The 12,968-nt window shown below is 70.3% G+C and carries 13 protein-coding genes and 1 pseudogene; 7 read left to right on the top strand and 7 right to left on the bottom strand.

The window, feature by feature from the left end:
* Positions 1-38 precede the first annotated feature (38 nt).
* Complete coding sequence (locus OG293_RS27870) at positions 39-917, bottom strand: MHYT domain-containing protein (RefSeq protein ID WP_406001524.1); 879 nt, start codon at positions 915-917, stop codon at positions 39-41.
* 242 nt (positions 918-1,159) lie between these two features.
* On the opposite strand from OG293_RS27870, the gene OG293_RS27865 reads away from it, so the two are divergent.
* The 5 genes from OG293_RS27865 (at position 1,160) to OG293_RS27845 (ending at position 6,244) form a co-directional block, all read left to right on the top strand.
* Entirely contained in the window at positions 1,160-2,071 is a 912-nt protein-coding gene (locus OG293_RS27865; RefSeq protein ID WP_406003736.1) for a glycerophosphodiester phosphodiesterase, read from the top strand.
* Between the two features lie 47 nt (positions 2,072-2,118).
* Positions 2,119-2,649 carry a methylated-DNA--[protein]-cysteine S-methyltransferase gene (locus OG293_RS27860; protein ID WP_406001523.1) on the top strand — a complete coding sequence of 177 codons (531 nt, stop codon included), beginning with the start codon at positions 2,119-2,121 and terminating at the stop codon, positions 2,647-2,649.
* 177 nt (positions 2,650-2,826) lie between these two features.
* A complete protein-coding gene (locus tag OG293_RS27855; protein ID WP_406001522.1) occupies positions 2,827-4,086 on the top strand; it encodes an MFS transporter in 1,260 nt (419 codons plus the stop codon).
* Positions 4,087-4,295: 209 nt separating this feature from the next.
* Complete coding sequence (locus OG293_RS27850; RefSeq protein ID WP_406001521.1) at positions 4,296-5,198, top strand: pseudouridine-5'-phosphate glycosidase; 903 nt, start codon at positions 4,296-4,298, stop codon at positions 5,196-5,198.
* A gap of 92 nt (positions 5,199-5,290) precedes the next feature.
* Positions 5,291-6,244: a carbohydrate kinase family protein gene (locus tag OG293_RS27845; protein WP_406003735.1), complete on the top strand. Its 954-nt coding sequence runs from the start codon at positions 5,291-5,293 to the stop codon at positions 6,242-6,244.
* Between the two features lie 70 nt (positions 6,245-6,314).
* On the opposite strand, the gene OG293_RS27840 is transcribed toward OG293_RS27845, so the two are convergent.
* From OG293_RS27840 to OG293_RS27820, 5 genes are all read right to left on the bottom strand, one after another.
* A complete protein-coding gene (locus tag OG293_RS27840) occupies positions 6,315-6,962 on the bottom strand; it encodes a uridine kinase (protein ID WP_406001520.1) in 648 nt (215 codons plus the stop codon).
* 544 nt (positions 6,963-7,506) lie between these two features.
* The gene (locus OG293_RS27835; protein WP_406003734.1) at positions 7,507-8,235 is read right to left on the bottom strand and encodes a hypothetical protein; all 729 of its coding nucleotides are present in this window, start codon (positions 8,233-8,235) and stop codon (positions 7,507-7,509) included.
* A complete protein-coding gene (locus tag OG293_RS27830; RefSeq protein WP_406001519.1) occupies positions 8,172-10,301 on the bottom strand; it encodes a recombinase family protein in 2,130 nt (709 codons plus the stop codon). The genes OG293_RS27835 and OG293_RS27830 overlap by 64 nt, the downstream gene beginning before the upstream one ends.
* Before the next feature lie 40 nt (positions 10,302-10,341).
* Positions 10,342-10,536, bottom strand: coding sequence for a hypothetical protein (locus OG293_RS27825; RefSeq protein WP_406001518.1), 195 nt, complete (start codon positions 10,534-10,536; stop codon positions 10,342-10,344).
* A 19-nt stretch (positions 10,537-10,555) separates the two neighbouring features.
* On the bottom strand, positions 10,556-10,903 hold the full coding sequence (locus tag OG293_RS27820; RefSeq protein ID WP_406001517.1) for a hypothetical protein: 348 nt from the start codon (positions 10,901-10,903) through the stop codon (positions 10,556-10,558).
* A 223-nt stretch (positions 10,904-11,126) separates the two neighbouring features.
* On the opposite strand from OG293_RS27820, the gene OG293_RS27815 reads away from it, so the two are divergent.
* Positions 11,127-11,585 (top strand): hypothetical protein, encoded by a 459-nt coding sequence (locus OG293_RS27815; protein ID WP_406001516.1) that lies wholly within the window; start codon positions 11,127-11,129, stop codon positions 11,583-11,585.
* Between the two features lie 109 nt (positions 11,586-11,694).
* Here the strand turns inward: OG293_RS27815 and OG293_RS27810 are convergent.
* A pseudogene (locus OG293_RS27810) lies at positions 11,695-12,238 on the bottom strand (NAD(P)-dependent oxidoreductase); the annotation flags it as partial.
* 35 nt (positions 12,239-12,273) lie between these two features.
* Between OG293_RS27810 and OG293_RS27805 the strand changes: the two are divergent.
* A complete protein-coding gene (locus OG293_RS27805; RefSeq protein ID WP_406001515.1) occupies positions 12,274-12,927 on the top strand; it encodes a DUF2293 domain-containing protein in 654 nt (217 codons plus the stop codon).
* Positions 12,928-12,968 lie beyond the last annotated feature (41 nt).

Genomic DNA, 12,968 nt, shown 5'->3' with positions numbered 1-12,968 from the left:
GGGTCCGGGCACGCCGGTCACGGACCGGTCGCCCGGGGTCAGCGGTCGTGCGTGCCCGGCGGTTCCCTGCGGGGCGAGCGGTCGGCGGCCCAGGCCGCGGGCTGCCGCTGCGGGGACCGGGTGCGCTGGGCGGGCACGCCGGGGCGGCCCGCCGACGGGTCGGCGGGCCGCCGCCCGTCCGGGTCCCCCATCACGAGCAGCGGATCGAACATCACCACCACGCCCGCGATGAGCAGGAAGACCACGGGGCCGACCAGCATCGGGGCGAGCAGCGCGGCGGGCGTTTCACCGCTGCCCGCCGAACCGGCCGCCCCGTGCAGATGCACGCTGACCGCCGCCATCCCCGTGTAGTGCATTCCGCTCACCGCGACACCCATCACCAGGCTGGCGCCGAGGCTCGCCAGGAAACCGTGGATCGACACGGCCGCCCACAGGGCCGAGGTGGCGGCGACGACGGCGATCACCACGGAGAGGGCGACGGTCGGGGTGTCGTAGACGAGGCTTCCCCGAAGCCGCATGCCGGCCATGCCGAGGTAGTGCATGGAGGCCACCCCGAGGCCGGTGATCGTGCCTCCCGTGCCCAGCGCCATCGGGGTGGCTCCGCGATAGCCGACGATGAAGATCCCGATTCCGACCATGCCGATCGCCACGCCGAGGCTGGCGAAGGTCGTCGGCCTGTCGTAGCCGACCGGGGCCTCGGCGACCTTGAAGCCCATCATCGCGATGAAGTGCATGGTCCAGATGCCCGAGCCGATCGCTGTGGCGCCGAGGGCGAGCCAGCCCGGCTTGAAGGACCGGCGGTTACGGACGGACCGGGTGGTGCAGCGCAGGCCGAGGGCCCCGCCGAGACATGCCATGAAGTAGGCCACCACGGGCGTGACGAGTCCATAGCTGAATCCGTCGACAGTTCCCTGCATCCGGCACGCCCCTCGCTCCTTGTGATCCCCGTGATCCCTGACGGAACGTCTGGTTCGGGCGAGAGTAGGGAGACCTCGCCGCCGTAGGCAAACACTTGACCGGAGATTTGTCGACACGAAAACGGCGCCCGGTGCGTTCTGTGTGGATCCGTTCACGTTCTGGCCATACTTCGCCTGTGCCTCGTCGGCCGTCGGCTGTCACCCTCGGCCCGTCCGTAAACCCGACGCCCGTGGGAGTCCAGGTGTACGCACGCCTCGCCACAACTGCCGCCGCTGTCCTGGGAGTCGGCGCGCTGCTGCTGCCCGGCCCCGTCCAGGAGACCGCCCATGCCCAGGGCGGGGCCGTCTGCCGGCCCGGCGAGCCGCTGGTGATCGCCCACCGCGGCGCCTCCGCGTACGCGCCGGAGAACACCCTCGCGGCCGTCGATCTCGCCGCCGACATGGGCTTCTCCTGGGTCGAGAACGACGTCCAGCGCACCAAGGACGGCGTACTGGTCGTCGTCCACGACGACAATCTGGCGCGGACCACCGATGTGGAACAGCGCTTCCCGGACCGCGCTCCCTGGAAGGTCAGGGAGTTCACGGCCGCGGAGATCGCCACGCTGGACGCCGGCAGCTGGTTCGGCGGGAAGTGGGCGGGCGCGCGGGTGCCGACGCTCACGCAGTACCTGAAACGGGTTGACGGCAACGGCCAGAAGTTGCTGCTCGAGGTCAAGAAGCCCGAGGCGTACCCGGGCATCGCGAAGGACACCCTGCGGGTGCTGGGCGAGGAGGGCTGGCTCGACCGCGCCCACGTCGCGCGCAGGCTGGTCGTGCAGAGCTTCGGCGCACAGAGCGTGAAGGAAGTGCACGCGCAGCGGCCGGACATCACCACGGGCTTTCTCGGTACGCCCGCGGTGGCCGACCTTGCCTCGTACGCGGAGTTCACCGACCAGATCAATCCCACGCACACCTCCCTCACCGCGCAGTATGTGGCCGCGGTGCACCGGTTCCGGGGTCCGCACGGCAGACGCCTACAGGTCAGCACATGGACCGTGAACGACGCGGCGGGCGCTGTCCGCGTGGACGGCTTCGGGGTGGACGGGATCATCACGAACAACCCGGACGTCGTACGGGACGCGGTGGCCTGCGCCGATTACCGAAACCGGCTCTGACCAGGCGCAAGGCACGACTGTCAGTGCCCGGTCGTACGGTGGTCGGCATGAAGAGCTTCGAGTGGACCGTCGTGGACAGCGACATCGGACCGCTGCTGCTCGCCGCGACCGGCGAGGGTCTGGTGAGCGTGGTCTTCCATGCCGACGCGGCGGTGCGGGACAAGGCGCTCGGACGGCTGGCCGGCCGGCTCGGGGCCGAGCCGGCCGAAAGGGCGGACGGTCTGCTGGCCGAAGCGATACGCCAGCTGGAGGCGTATTTCGCGGGCGGTCTTCGGGAGTTCGACCTGCCGCTGGACTGGTCGCTGTCCGGTGGGTTCAACCGGCAGGTGCTGCGGGAGCTGGCGGAGGGCGTTCCGTACGGCGCGGTCGTCGGGTACGGCGACCTGGCGGCGCGGGTGGGCCAGCCGGGCGCGGCACAGGCGGTGGGCACGGCCATGGGGTCCAATCCGCTGCCGGTGGTGGTGCCGTGCCACCGCGTGGTGGAGACGGACGGCGGGCTGGGCGGGTTCGGGGGCGGACTGGAGACCAAGCGGAAGCTGCTGGCGCTGGAGGGGGTGCTGCCCGAGCCGCTGTTCTGACCGGAGTGGTTCCATCCGGGCCACGGGTGCCCGGGACGCGGTTTCGCACGCCCGTACGGACTGACACACTGCGCCAGTGACCACCTGCCCTGACGCACCCGAGACGATTCCGCGGCGAGCTGCCGATGGCAGGCTCGCGGACCGGCCCGCCCCCCGCGGTGGATCGGCGTACACGCGGTGACCGCGCTGGACAAGCCCGCCGCCCGCACGCCCGTGTCCGCGGACGAGCTGCCCGCGCTGCGGCGGCGGATCACCGCCGTGCTCATAGGCAGCCAGATACTGGGCGGGCTCGGCGTCGCCACCGGTGTCGCGCTCGCCTCGGTGCTGGCGCAGCAGGTGAGCGGGACCGAAGCACTGTCCGGGCTGGCACCCACCGCGACCGTGGCCGGGACCGCGGTGCTGTCCATGCCGCTGGCAGCGCTGATGACGGCCCGCGGCCGACGACCGGGACTCGTCCTCGCGTATCTGCTGGGTGCGTCGGGTGCGGGCGTGGTGGTCCTTGCGGCGGTCGTCGTGAACTTCCCGCTGCTGCTCCTCGGCATGGCCCTGTTCGGAGCCGCCTCATCGGCGAATCTCCAGGCGCGTTTCGCCGCCGCGGACCTCGCGGAGCCCGAGCGGCGCGGGCGGGCCATCTCCAATGTCGTGTGGGCCACCACGATCGGCGCGGTGCTCGGTCCCAATATCGCGGCGCCCGCGGGTCGCAGCGTCTCCGGGCTCGGTATACCGGCGGCCGCGGGTCCGTTCGTCTGGGCGGCCGGGGTGTTCCTCGTCTCCGCGGCGCTCGTCCTCGTACTGCTGCGCCCCGATCCTCTGCTCACCGCACGCGCGCTGTCGCCGACCGACCGCTCCCCCGAGGGGCGTTCACTCAGGGCCGGCATGCGGGCCGTGCGTGCGTCGCCGATGGCCCGGCTCGCGCTGGTCACCGTCGCCGTCTCGCACACCGCGATGGTGTCGATCATGTCGATGACGCCCGTCGCCCTCAGCCACCACGGCGCGGACATCCAGCTGATCGGTCTGGTCATCAGCGGCCATATCGCGGGCATGTACGCGTTCTCACCGGTCATGGGCTGGCTGGCGGACCGCATCGGCCGGCTCGCCGTGATCGGACTCGCGGTCGGGCTGCTCTCCTTGGCGGCACTGCTCGCCGGCACCGCGGGAGCGAGTCACGGACAGACAGCCTTCGGACTCTTCGTGCTCGGCCTCGGCTGGTCGGCGGGCCTGGTGTCCGGCTCCACGCTGCTCACCGACTCCGTGCCACAGCCCGCCCGCGCCGCCGTACAGGGCCTGTCGGACCTCACCATGAACACCTCGGCGGGCCTCGGCGGCGCGGCGGCCGGACTGATCGTCGCGCAGGCGAGCTACGGGTGGCTGAATGTGGTCGGCGCCTGCCTGCTCCTGCCGATGGCGGCACTCGCGGTCCGCAGAGCGCTCGGCTGAGCGACGCCCCGACGCTCCGGCGGCGCGCAGCGGCACCGGGGCACGCGGCAGCAGGTCACCGGGTCACGTGGTCACCGATCGGCCTCGCGCCTCGCCCTCAAGAGGGGGCTGGAAGACCTCGTACGGTCCGGTCGTGCCGCACCAGTCCCAGAACCACCGCCCAGGACCTCCGGGGTTTGGATCCGCCCCTCCCGTGCCAGGGATGGGACATGCTGCTGACCAAAGTGACCGAGGAAGTCAGGGAAGCGCTCGCCGCGCACCGGCCCGTCGTCGCCCTGGAGTCGACGATCATTGCGCACGGACTGCCGCGTCCGCGCAATCTGGCCGTCGCCGAGGAGCTTGAGGAGCTCGTGCGGTCGCAGGGCGCCGTCCCCGCGACCGTGGCCGTGCTGGACGGGACGGTCCATATCGGACTGGACAAGAGGCAGTTGGAGCGTGTCGCGGGCGACGAGGACATACGCAAGCTCGGGCACCGCGATATCGCGCCCGCGCTCGCGGCAGGGGCGAGCGGGGCCACCACCGTCTCGGCGACGGCGTTCCTCGCCGCGCGGGCCGGGATCCGCGTCTTCGCGACGGGCGGCCTCGGCGGGGTGCACCGCGAATGGACCCGGACACAGGACGAGTCGGCCGATCTGCGCCTTCTCGCACACACCCGGATCACGGTGGTGTGCGCGGGCGTGAAATCGGTGCTGGACGTCCCCGCCACACTCCAGCGGCTGGAGACGCTGGGGATCGGAATCCTCGGATACGGCACCGAGGAGTTCCCCGGCTTCTATCTGGCCTCCTCCGGCCAGCCCGTCGACTGGACGGTCCGCACGCCCGAGGAGACGGCCGAGGTGATCCGGGCCAGGGACGCACTGGGCGGGCCGGACACGGCGTTGATCGTCGCCAACCCCGTGCCGGAGAGCGAGCAGCTGGATCCGGTGCTGCACGACCGTGTGCTGGCCGAGGCTCTGGACGAGTGCCGGGAGAAGGGCATCGAGGGCCAGGCCGTGACTCCCTTCCTCCTCGAATATCTGACACGGCGCACCGAGGGGGCGTCGCTGGAGGCCAATGTGGCGGCGGTGCGGGGGAACGTACGGCTGGCGGCCATGATCGCGGCGGCGCTGTGACCCAGGCGGACGGAGCGGCGAGCGGGGAGGGCGGGCTGACGGGCGAGGGTGGGGGTGAGGGCGGGGAGGGCGAGGTGAGCGGGGAGGGCGAGGTGAGGGGGCAGGGCGAGGTGAACGGCGGCACCACGTCCGCAGACGGCGGCGCGCTGCTCGTCATCGGCGATGTGGTCACCGATGTGGTCGCCCGGCACCACGCCCCTCTCGCCCACGGGACGGACACGGCGGCCACGATCCGCATCCTGCCGGGCGGGGCAGGGGCCAACGCGGCGTGCTGGGCGGCCCGGTGGGGCTGCGCGGACGTACGGCTGCTCTCCCGCGTCGGCCGGGACGAGGCCGGCTGGCACGACGTACGGCTGCGCGCCGCGGGCGTACGGCCGCTCCTCGTCGCCGACACCGAGACGCCGACCGCCACGGTCATCGCCCTCGTCGACGAGACCGCCGAACGCACCTTCCTCACCGACAGCGGCGCGGTGCTGCGCCTGTCCCCCGCCGACTGGTCTCCGTCACTGCTCGACGGCGTCGGTCATCTGCATCTGTCGGGCTATCTCCTCTTCGCCGACACCAGCCGTCAAGCGGCCCTGCTCGCCCTGGAGTCCGCGCGGGACCGTTCCATCCCCACCAGCGTCGACCCCGCCTCGGCGGGCTTCATCGGCTCCCTCGGCGTGGACCGGATGCTCGCCTCGTTCGCCGACGTCGACGTCCTCGTCCCGAACGCCGACGAGGCCCGGCTGCTGACCGGCCTCCCCGACCCCGCCGACGCGGCTGCGAAGCTGAGCCTGAACGTCCCGCTGACCGTGGTGACCCTGGGCGCCGAGGGCGCCCTGGTGGCGGAGTCGGGCACGGTGACCGCACGTGTTCCGGGCACTGCGGCCGTCGCGGTGGACTCGACGGGCGCCGGCGACGCGTTCACGGGCGCGTTCCTCGCGGCCCGGCTGGCGGGCGCGGACCCGGCCTCCGCCGCGGCCGAAGGGTGCCGTGCCGGCGCGGAGGCCGTAACCCTGATCGGCGGGCGACCGGCCCCGCCCGGGCCGCGCGGAGCCGGGTGACGCCGCGAAGGGTGCCGTGCGGAGCCGGGTGACACTCCTGCGCCGGGACGCGCCTTTCGGCCGGCGCGTTTCAGCGCGGGCCTCCCCTGCCGTTCCATGCGGGGTGGCGCGGGTCGTCGGCCCGTACGAGCACATCGGCGACCTCGCCGGGTCCCACCTCGCTCTCGTACCGTTCGAAGGCGGGCAGGGTCCAGCGCTCGTCCTGCGGTGTGCGCCGGAGCAGCGCGGCGGGCGACAGCCGCAGATGCACACTCAGGTCGAACGGGAACCAGTGCCCGAGCAGAAACGGACCGTGCAGCACCAGCACGCCGCCGGGCGGGAGTTCGACGTGCAGGCTGCGGGTGGCGCGGTCGGTCACGGGATCCCACAGATCGGGCAGCACCCGCCCGTTCCCCTGCGCCTCCAGGGGTCCGAAGACCTCCCGCCACAGCGCCCCCGTGTCGAACCAGCCGCTGTAGTACGTCTCGGGGTCCTCGCGCCCGTACTCGTACCGCAGCGACGCGGGCCGCAGAAACCCGCCGGTGCCGACCACGAGGACGCTGCGCCCCCGCAGCCGGAGAGCCTCTCCGACGCGCTCTGCCAGGTCACCGGGGTGAACGCCGGGCGCCCCGTCGACACCGATCCGCAGCCAGTGACTCCCGTCCCCTGCCTTGCCCTCCACCGCCCTTGCGGCGACGGCCTCGGTCAGCCGCTCCCAGGTGATCGCCTCGAATTGCATGACTCGACCTTGTCATGGGCGGCAGGGCCCGAGCGGCGCCCGTGAAGGGGTCGCCAGACCGGCCACCAGGTCTCGGATGGGGAGGCGGTTCCGGGCGAAGAGGAGCGGGCCCGAGCAGGAAACGGGAGCATTCAGGGCATGGAAAGGAGAGCGGGCCCGGGGGCGTAGCCGGCCCCCGAGCCCTGTGATGCCGCCCATGTCGCACGCCGGCACGCTTGAGAACCCAGGTCAGTCGTCATGTCGCCGCGTCCTGCCTTTGGACCACCGCACATCGAGCTGTGCGGGCCGGACTTGAACCGGCATTTCGACGCCCCAGGGCCTGGGCCCGGTCGATCCGGCGATCGGCGGCGAATGCTGAGTCTGGAGCAATAGTCTGAGATTGATCGCGGTCTGCCTCTGCCGAGTTGGGCTACCGCGGCCCGTAAGAGTGCCGCGGGGAGGACTTGAACCTCCACTGGAACCGCTTCATCACGACAAGCCTCAGTTTCAGCTTGCGCTCCTCGCGCACCCCGTCCGCTCAGCGGCGGACGGGGAGTCATTGAGGCTACCCGAACAGGTAGCCGAACACGGCGTCACCCACCCGCTCGTCGGTGACCTCCGCGCCATTGGCCTCCTCGCGGGCGAACTTCACGGCCTGCTGAAGCTTCTCCACCCGCTCCAGGAGTTCGTTCACCCGGCGGGCCGGCAGCGCGCCGGAGAACTTCACGGTCGTCCAGTACCCGACCGGAATGTCCTCGTAGTACACCTCGACCTGCGCCGGGTGCTTCTCGGTCGCCTCGGCCTTCACATGGTTGCGCGGCACCTTCTTGGTCCGCAGCGTGCGCACCGCCTCCGTCTTCCACGCGTCGGTCGACGGGTCCTGCGTCCACGACTCCGATGCGTCGAGCACGGGGAGCTTGCGCACAAAGGTGTTGATGTCCGTCAGCTGCTTCTCCAGGAAGAGGAGATACGCCACCGGCACCTCGCCGACCAGGACACGGCCGTCGACGGTGATGTCGGCGCGTGCCGCGCAGTTCGCCCAGTCCTTGGTGGCGGTCACATCGAACAGCCGGGTGAGCGTCTTCGCGGTCTCGCGCAGCACATCCTCGGCCTTGACCTGGACCCGGGTCGACTCGGGCGGCAGCTGCTCGCCCTCCTCGTCCTTGGGCTGGTACGTCCGCGAGATTCCGGCCAGCAGCGCAGGCTTCTGGAGCCCGTGATGGGCGGCCGTCAGGTCCTGGTGCGCCTTGGACTTGACGCCTTTCTCGACTGCGATGATCTGATTGGGCTTGATTCAACGATGTCGAGTTCAGAGTCAAGCAGCAGCGCCCACGGCCTGATGCCCCCCTCGATCTTCAGCTCCGGGACCAGGTCCGGTTCCCCGGCCGCCGGAACGCCCGGCGCACCCGCCAGCGCCGCCATGATGTCGTCCCAGCGGCCCGTCTCCCGCCAGCGGCCCCAGTACGTCCTCACGGACCTGGACCCGACCTGCGTGAAGACCTCCCGCCAGGTGTCCCCCGAGTGGGCCTTGTGGAGGATGCCTTCCAGCATTTGTCGCGGGTTCACGCCCCAGTGGCCCTTCATGAGGGGCCTCACGGTCGCCCAAGCCTCGTCTGTCAGGTTGGGAACCGTCTGCCCACGGTCGTGGAACCACTTCACCACGGCGCACGGCCGGCCTGGCTTCCGCGCCAAAGGGCGACCGGCCACCTTGACCGAGATGTGCAGCAGATCCATGTACCGCGCCTGCTGCTCCGGGGGCACATTGTCGAGCCGGGACTTAGCCAACTCGACAAGGGCCAGGATGTCCCGGGTCTGCCCCTCTGCTGCCTCCGCCTCCGCCTGCCATCCCCTCGTCTCCGTCAGCGTGGCCTCAAGTCTGGCCAATTCCTTGTTCAGGGGGGCCACGGCACGCTCAACGGCCCTTTCTGCGTCCTCGCGGGAGAGGTTCCGCCGGGTGGCCTGCTTGGCCGCCACCATCATGGTCAGGTCGATGGTGTCGTACTGCTCCTCGATTTGCCGCTCGAACTCCCTGATGCGCTTGGCGTAGTCGACCTTTCCTTTGGCGTGCTTGGCCGCCTGGATATCGGCCAGCTTCTCCAGCCGTTCGGCGTCACCGAGCATCACGCAGATCTGCTGCCAGACGGCGGCTTCCAGCGCCGCAGCATCCAGGTTCGGACAGTCACAGCGCGGCGAGCCTGCGTATTCCGGTTCCTTGCCGCTGCACCGGTAGGAGCGAAATTCTTCGCCCCCTCCTCCGGTGTAGTGCCTGCCGCACTCCCCCCTCATTCGCCGGGACAGCGTGTATGTACGCCCCTTGGTCACCGGCGCACGCGTGACGGTGACCCGCTTCAGCTCCAAGACCTCTTCGCGAGTGAAGATCGACGGTAGCTTGATGGTCACGGTTTCCCCGAAGGCGGACGACTTGCCGTCGCGTGCCAGCGTGACGCCCCGGCGCTTGCCCTTCTTCACGTTCTTCGGGTTGCGCCAAGTGATCTTCGGGTCAAGCAGCTCTTGCCAATTCAGCTTGGCGCGCAGGTTGTCGCGGGTCCATGGCCTACCGCCGCGCCCCAGAAATCCTTCAGCGTTGAGCGCGAGCGCCGCCCTCTCCCAACTGCCGTACTCCACTACCACCTTTCGGGCCTGGCGCAGCACGTCCGCCTCATGCAGGAGAAAGCACTCACCGCGGCACCCGCAGTCATCCACGACCAAGCGGGACTCGCCCTTCTGGCCCTTGTTCTCGACGCGGTAGCCGTAGCGGGGGCGACCGCCGGCGTACCCGCCTTGCTCCGCCTTCTCCTGGATGCCGTTCTGGGTCCTGGCCCGAATGCGCTTGTACTCCTTGAAGGCGTAGTCCGCCTCTTCGCGCATGGCCTCTTCGCCAGCCTCGGTCGTGTTGTCGATATCCCGGCGGGCATCGGCCACAAAGATCCCGAGATCTTGCAGCTCCCACACCCATTGGTAGTACGCACGGTCCGTACGGCCGATGGCGCGGCCTTCGTTGACCACCACCACGTCAAAGGGCCGGGGCTCCTGCCTCGCCAGCCGCATCAGGCGCTTAAGGTTCGGGCGCTCTTCCGCGCCCAGTGAACCGGAAACTCCACCGTCCTCGAAGGTGTCGACGTACCCCCAGCTCTTCTTCTCAACGTATTCCTTGGTCCTCTTGTCGGCATACGAGATGCCGTACCCCTTCAGCTGCTCCTCGGTGCTGACCCGCAGATAGCAGACGGCCCGAAGCTGCGGTTCTGTAATCCGGTCCAGCACGTCCGTGGCGCGCGTGAGAGTCTTGGTCACGTCAGTCCCTTCGCGACTGTCTGACCCCGGGGCGCTGCAACGCTGCCGGGGTCGCTTGTGTGTCCGCATCGTAGGTCCAACGACCGTGGTGCGGTGGACAGTCCAGCGATCAGGCACCCTGATCGGGTGCATGAGGGCCGTCGCCAAACAGCAGAGCCAGAAGTTCGTTCAACGTTCCGTCGTCGTCGGATTCCTCTGGTTCAGCCGTCCATGTGATGCGAATTCTGGGCTCGGGCCTGCCGCCGAAGTGCTCGCGCAGCCAGGCGCTGGCCTCGTCGCCGGATATTGCTGTCCCGTCCTCCATGACTCCTCCTTCCCACCCCTCAAGGGCGGGGTGTGTGGTGCTCCTCTGCCCATAGCCCCGGCGTCCACCGGGCCACCGCTTCGGCGATGTGCGCCGGCGGCGGCTGGAGCAGGTTCATGGGCTCGGTCTCGCGCCTCGTCGGGCCGCGGTAGAAGTCCCAGGCGTCCTGTGGGCGACGGAAGGGGGTCTGGTATCCGGCCTGGCTCTTGCCGGCCATGAGGCCGCGCCTATAAGCCAGCTCCAGGTGCCGGAGTGCAGCCGTGAGGACGGCGGTCACCGCCGGATAGCTAGTCTCTGTGTCCATGAACGGCGCCAGAGCCTCGCGGAAGTCCTCGCGGAGATCCAGGCGGCCTCTGTCTCTGGGCATGGGGCCTCCAATGCCAAGAGCCACCGCGGTTGGCGGTGGCTCTTGGGGTGTTGTCTCTGGTCAGACGGCTAGGGCGATGTTGAACTTAAAACGACATCGCCGAACGATGCCGTTGAGTTTCGCCACGTCGATCAAGGTAACAAGCGGCTCGCGCCCGTTCGAACGATTATTCAGTCGAGCTTGTTCCACTGCCTTGTTCAGATTCCTCGGGGAGTACGCACCAATGGAGACAGCCGTCATCGCGGTCATAGGCACCCTGCTCGGCTCGGTGGCCACTCACTTCTTCCAGCGGCAGACGGCCGAGCGCACGGCGGCCCTCAACCGCGCCGAGCAGCTGCGCCAGGAGCGGATCTCCGCGTACAGCGCCTTCGCGGGCGCGCTCGTCGACTACCGGCGCGGGCAGAACGACCGCTGGCACCGGGCGCAGGACGCGCCGGGAAGCACGGTCGCCGAGGAGGCGCGCATCGACTCCTACCGGCTGCGATCAGCCGCTCATCAGGCACTGATCCGGGTCCAGTTGGTCTGTGACGACCCCCAGGCACTCGGACTCGCGGCGTCCGCGTTCGACGTCACGAACTGCCTGCACGAGGCGCCGGACGAGTCGGACCGGTCGCAGCGCTCGGAGCAGGCCCGCGAGACGCTGTCGGAGTTCATCGGGGCGGCGGCGCCGGGCGTGCGCTGAGGGTGCGCAGGGGGCGGCCGTTCGAGATGGGCCGCGATGTCCTCGACGGCTCCCCGGAAGTACCCCTCGTAATTGCGCCGGGTGACATAGCCGAGGTGCGGCAGCCCGAGTTCTGGTTCCAGGCGGTGACCTCCATACCGAAGGCCTGTCCGACGCGGGCGACCTTCGCGCCGATCTCGCCAAGGCCGAGGAGAGCGAGTCGGCTGCCGTGCAGATCGGTGCCGATCGGTGCCGATCGTGGACTGCCAGGGGCCGCCGTCCCGCAGGGCGGAGCCCTCGCGCACCACATGGCGTGCCAGACCGAGGATGAGCGCTCAGGCCAGCTCGGCGGGCGGCTCGGAGCTGCTGGGTGTGCCGCACACGGTGACGCCGTGCCGGGCGGCTGCTTCGAGGTCGATGGAGGCGTTGCGCATCCCGGATGTGATCAGCAGCTTCAGCCGCGGCAGCCGGGCGAAGGGCGTTGCGGGGAAAGGGGTACGCTCCCGCATCGCGACCAGGACCTCGCGGTCGCCGACCGCTTCGGCCACCTCGTCCTCGCAGGTGAAGCGGGTCTCCACGGAGCGGACTTCCACGTCCTTGGCGAGGGAGGACCAGTCCGCCATGGACAGGGCGACGGCCTGGTAGTCGTCGAGTACGGCACAGCGCAGGGGCATGGGAGCGGAGCGTACCGGCTGGGTACGCTGCGGACATGGACCTGGTGGTGCTCGAACCACTGAAGGGACGGCACTGCGCGGAGTGCCGTCAAGGGCCGCTCACGATGCATCTGCTGGAGTTCAACGCGCCTGTCTGTCTGGACTGCGCGGACCTCGCGCATCTGGTGTACCTGCCCCGGGGCAGTGCGTCGCTCACCCGGCGCGCCCGCGAGGCAAGTTCGCTGAGCGCCGTCGTGGTGCGCTTCAACCGACGCCGAAGACGGTACGAACGCCAGGGGCTGCTCGTGGAGGAAACCGCTCTGGCCCGCGCCGAGTCGGCGTGTCTCGCGGACGCTGAGGCGCGCTCCCGGCGCCGGAAGCGGGACGCGGTACGCCGGGCGGCCGAGGACATACGGTTCACCGCCGTCCTCGGGGCCGAGATTCTGCGGCTGTTTCCCGGCTGTCCGCCCGCACGCGCCCAGGACATCGCCGTCCACGCCTCGGTGCGCGGCAGTGGCCGGGTGGGCCGCACCACGGCGGGCCGCTCTTTGGAAGAGGGAGCGGTCACAGCTGCGGTGCGGGCCTCCGTCAGGCATCTGGACACCGCGTACGACACCCTGTTGACGGCAGGAGTGGCTCGGCACGAAGCGCGGGCCAGGGTGGCCACGGTGATCGACGAGGTCCTGGCGGCCTGGCGTACTCGGCCGTGACCGTGAACCCGTACGCCGGACGGGGCGGACCCCAGGGCCGG

Source organism: Streptomyces sp. NBC_00829, assembly GCF_045161795.1.
Classification (GTDB): Bacteria; Actinomycetota; Actinomycetes; order Streptomycetales; family Streptomycetaceae; genus Streptomyces.
The sequence above is the reverse complement of the archived record's forward strand: the minus strand, read 5'-3'. Positions and strand labels throughout refer to the sequence as shown.

Coding starts and splice junctions, on each gene's coding strand:
- OG293_RS27830 (WP_406001519.1), bottom strand. CDS start 10,301: ATGCGGACACACAAGCGACCCCGGCAGCGTTGCAGCGCCCCGGGGTCA.
- OG293_RS27840 (WP_406001520.1), bottom strand. CDS start 6,962: ATGCAATTCGAGGCGATCACCTGGGAGCGGCTGACCGAGGCCGTCGCC.
- OG293_RS27850 (WP_406001521.1), top strand. CDS start 4,296: ATGCTGCTGACCAAAGTGACCGAGGAAGTCAGGGAAGCGCTCGCCGCG.
- OG293_RS27870 (WP_406001524.1), bottom strand. CDS start 917: ATGCAGGGAACTGTCGACGGATTCAGCTATGGACTCGTCACGCCCGTG.
- OG293_RS27825 (WP_406001518.1), bottom strand. CDS start 10,536: ATGGAGGACGGGACAGCAATATCCGGCGACGAGGCCAGCGCCTGGCTG.
- OG293_RS27805 (WP_406001515.1), top strand. CDS start 12,274: ATGGACCTGGTGGTGCTCGAACCACTGAAGGGACGGCACTGCGCGGAG.
- OG293_RS27815 (WP_406001516.1), top strand. CDS start 11,127: ATGGAGACAGCCGTCATCGCGGTCATAGGCACCCTGCTCGGCTCGGTG.
- OG293_RS27820 (WP_406001517.1), bottom strand. CDS start 10,903: ATGCCCAGAGACAGAGGCCGCCTGGATCTCCGCGAGGACTTCCGCGAG.
- OG293_RS27860 (WP_406001523.1), top strand. CDS start 2,119: ATGAAGAGCTTCGAGTGGACCGTCGTGGACAGCGACATCGGACCGCTG.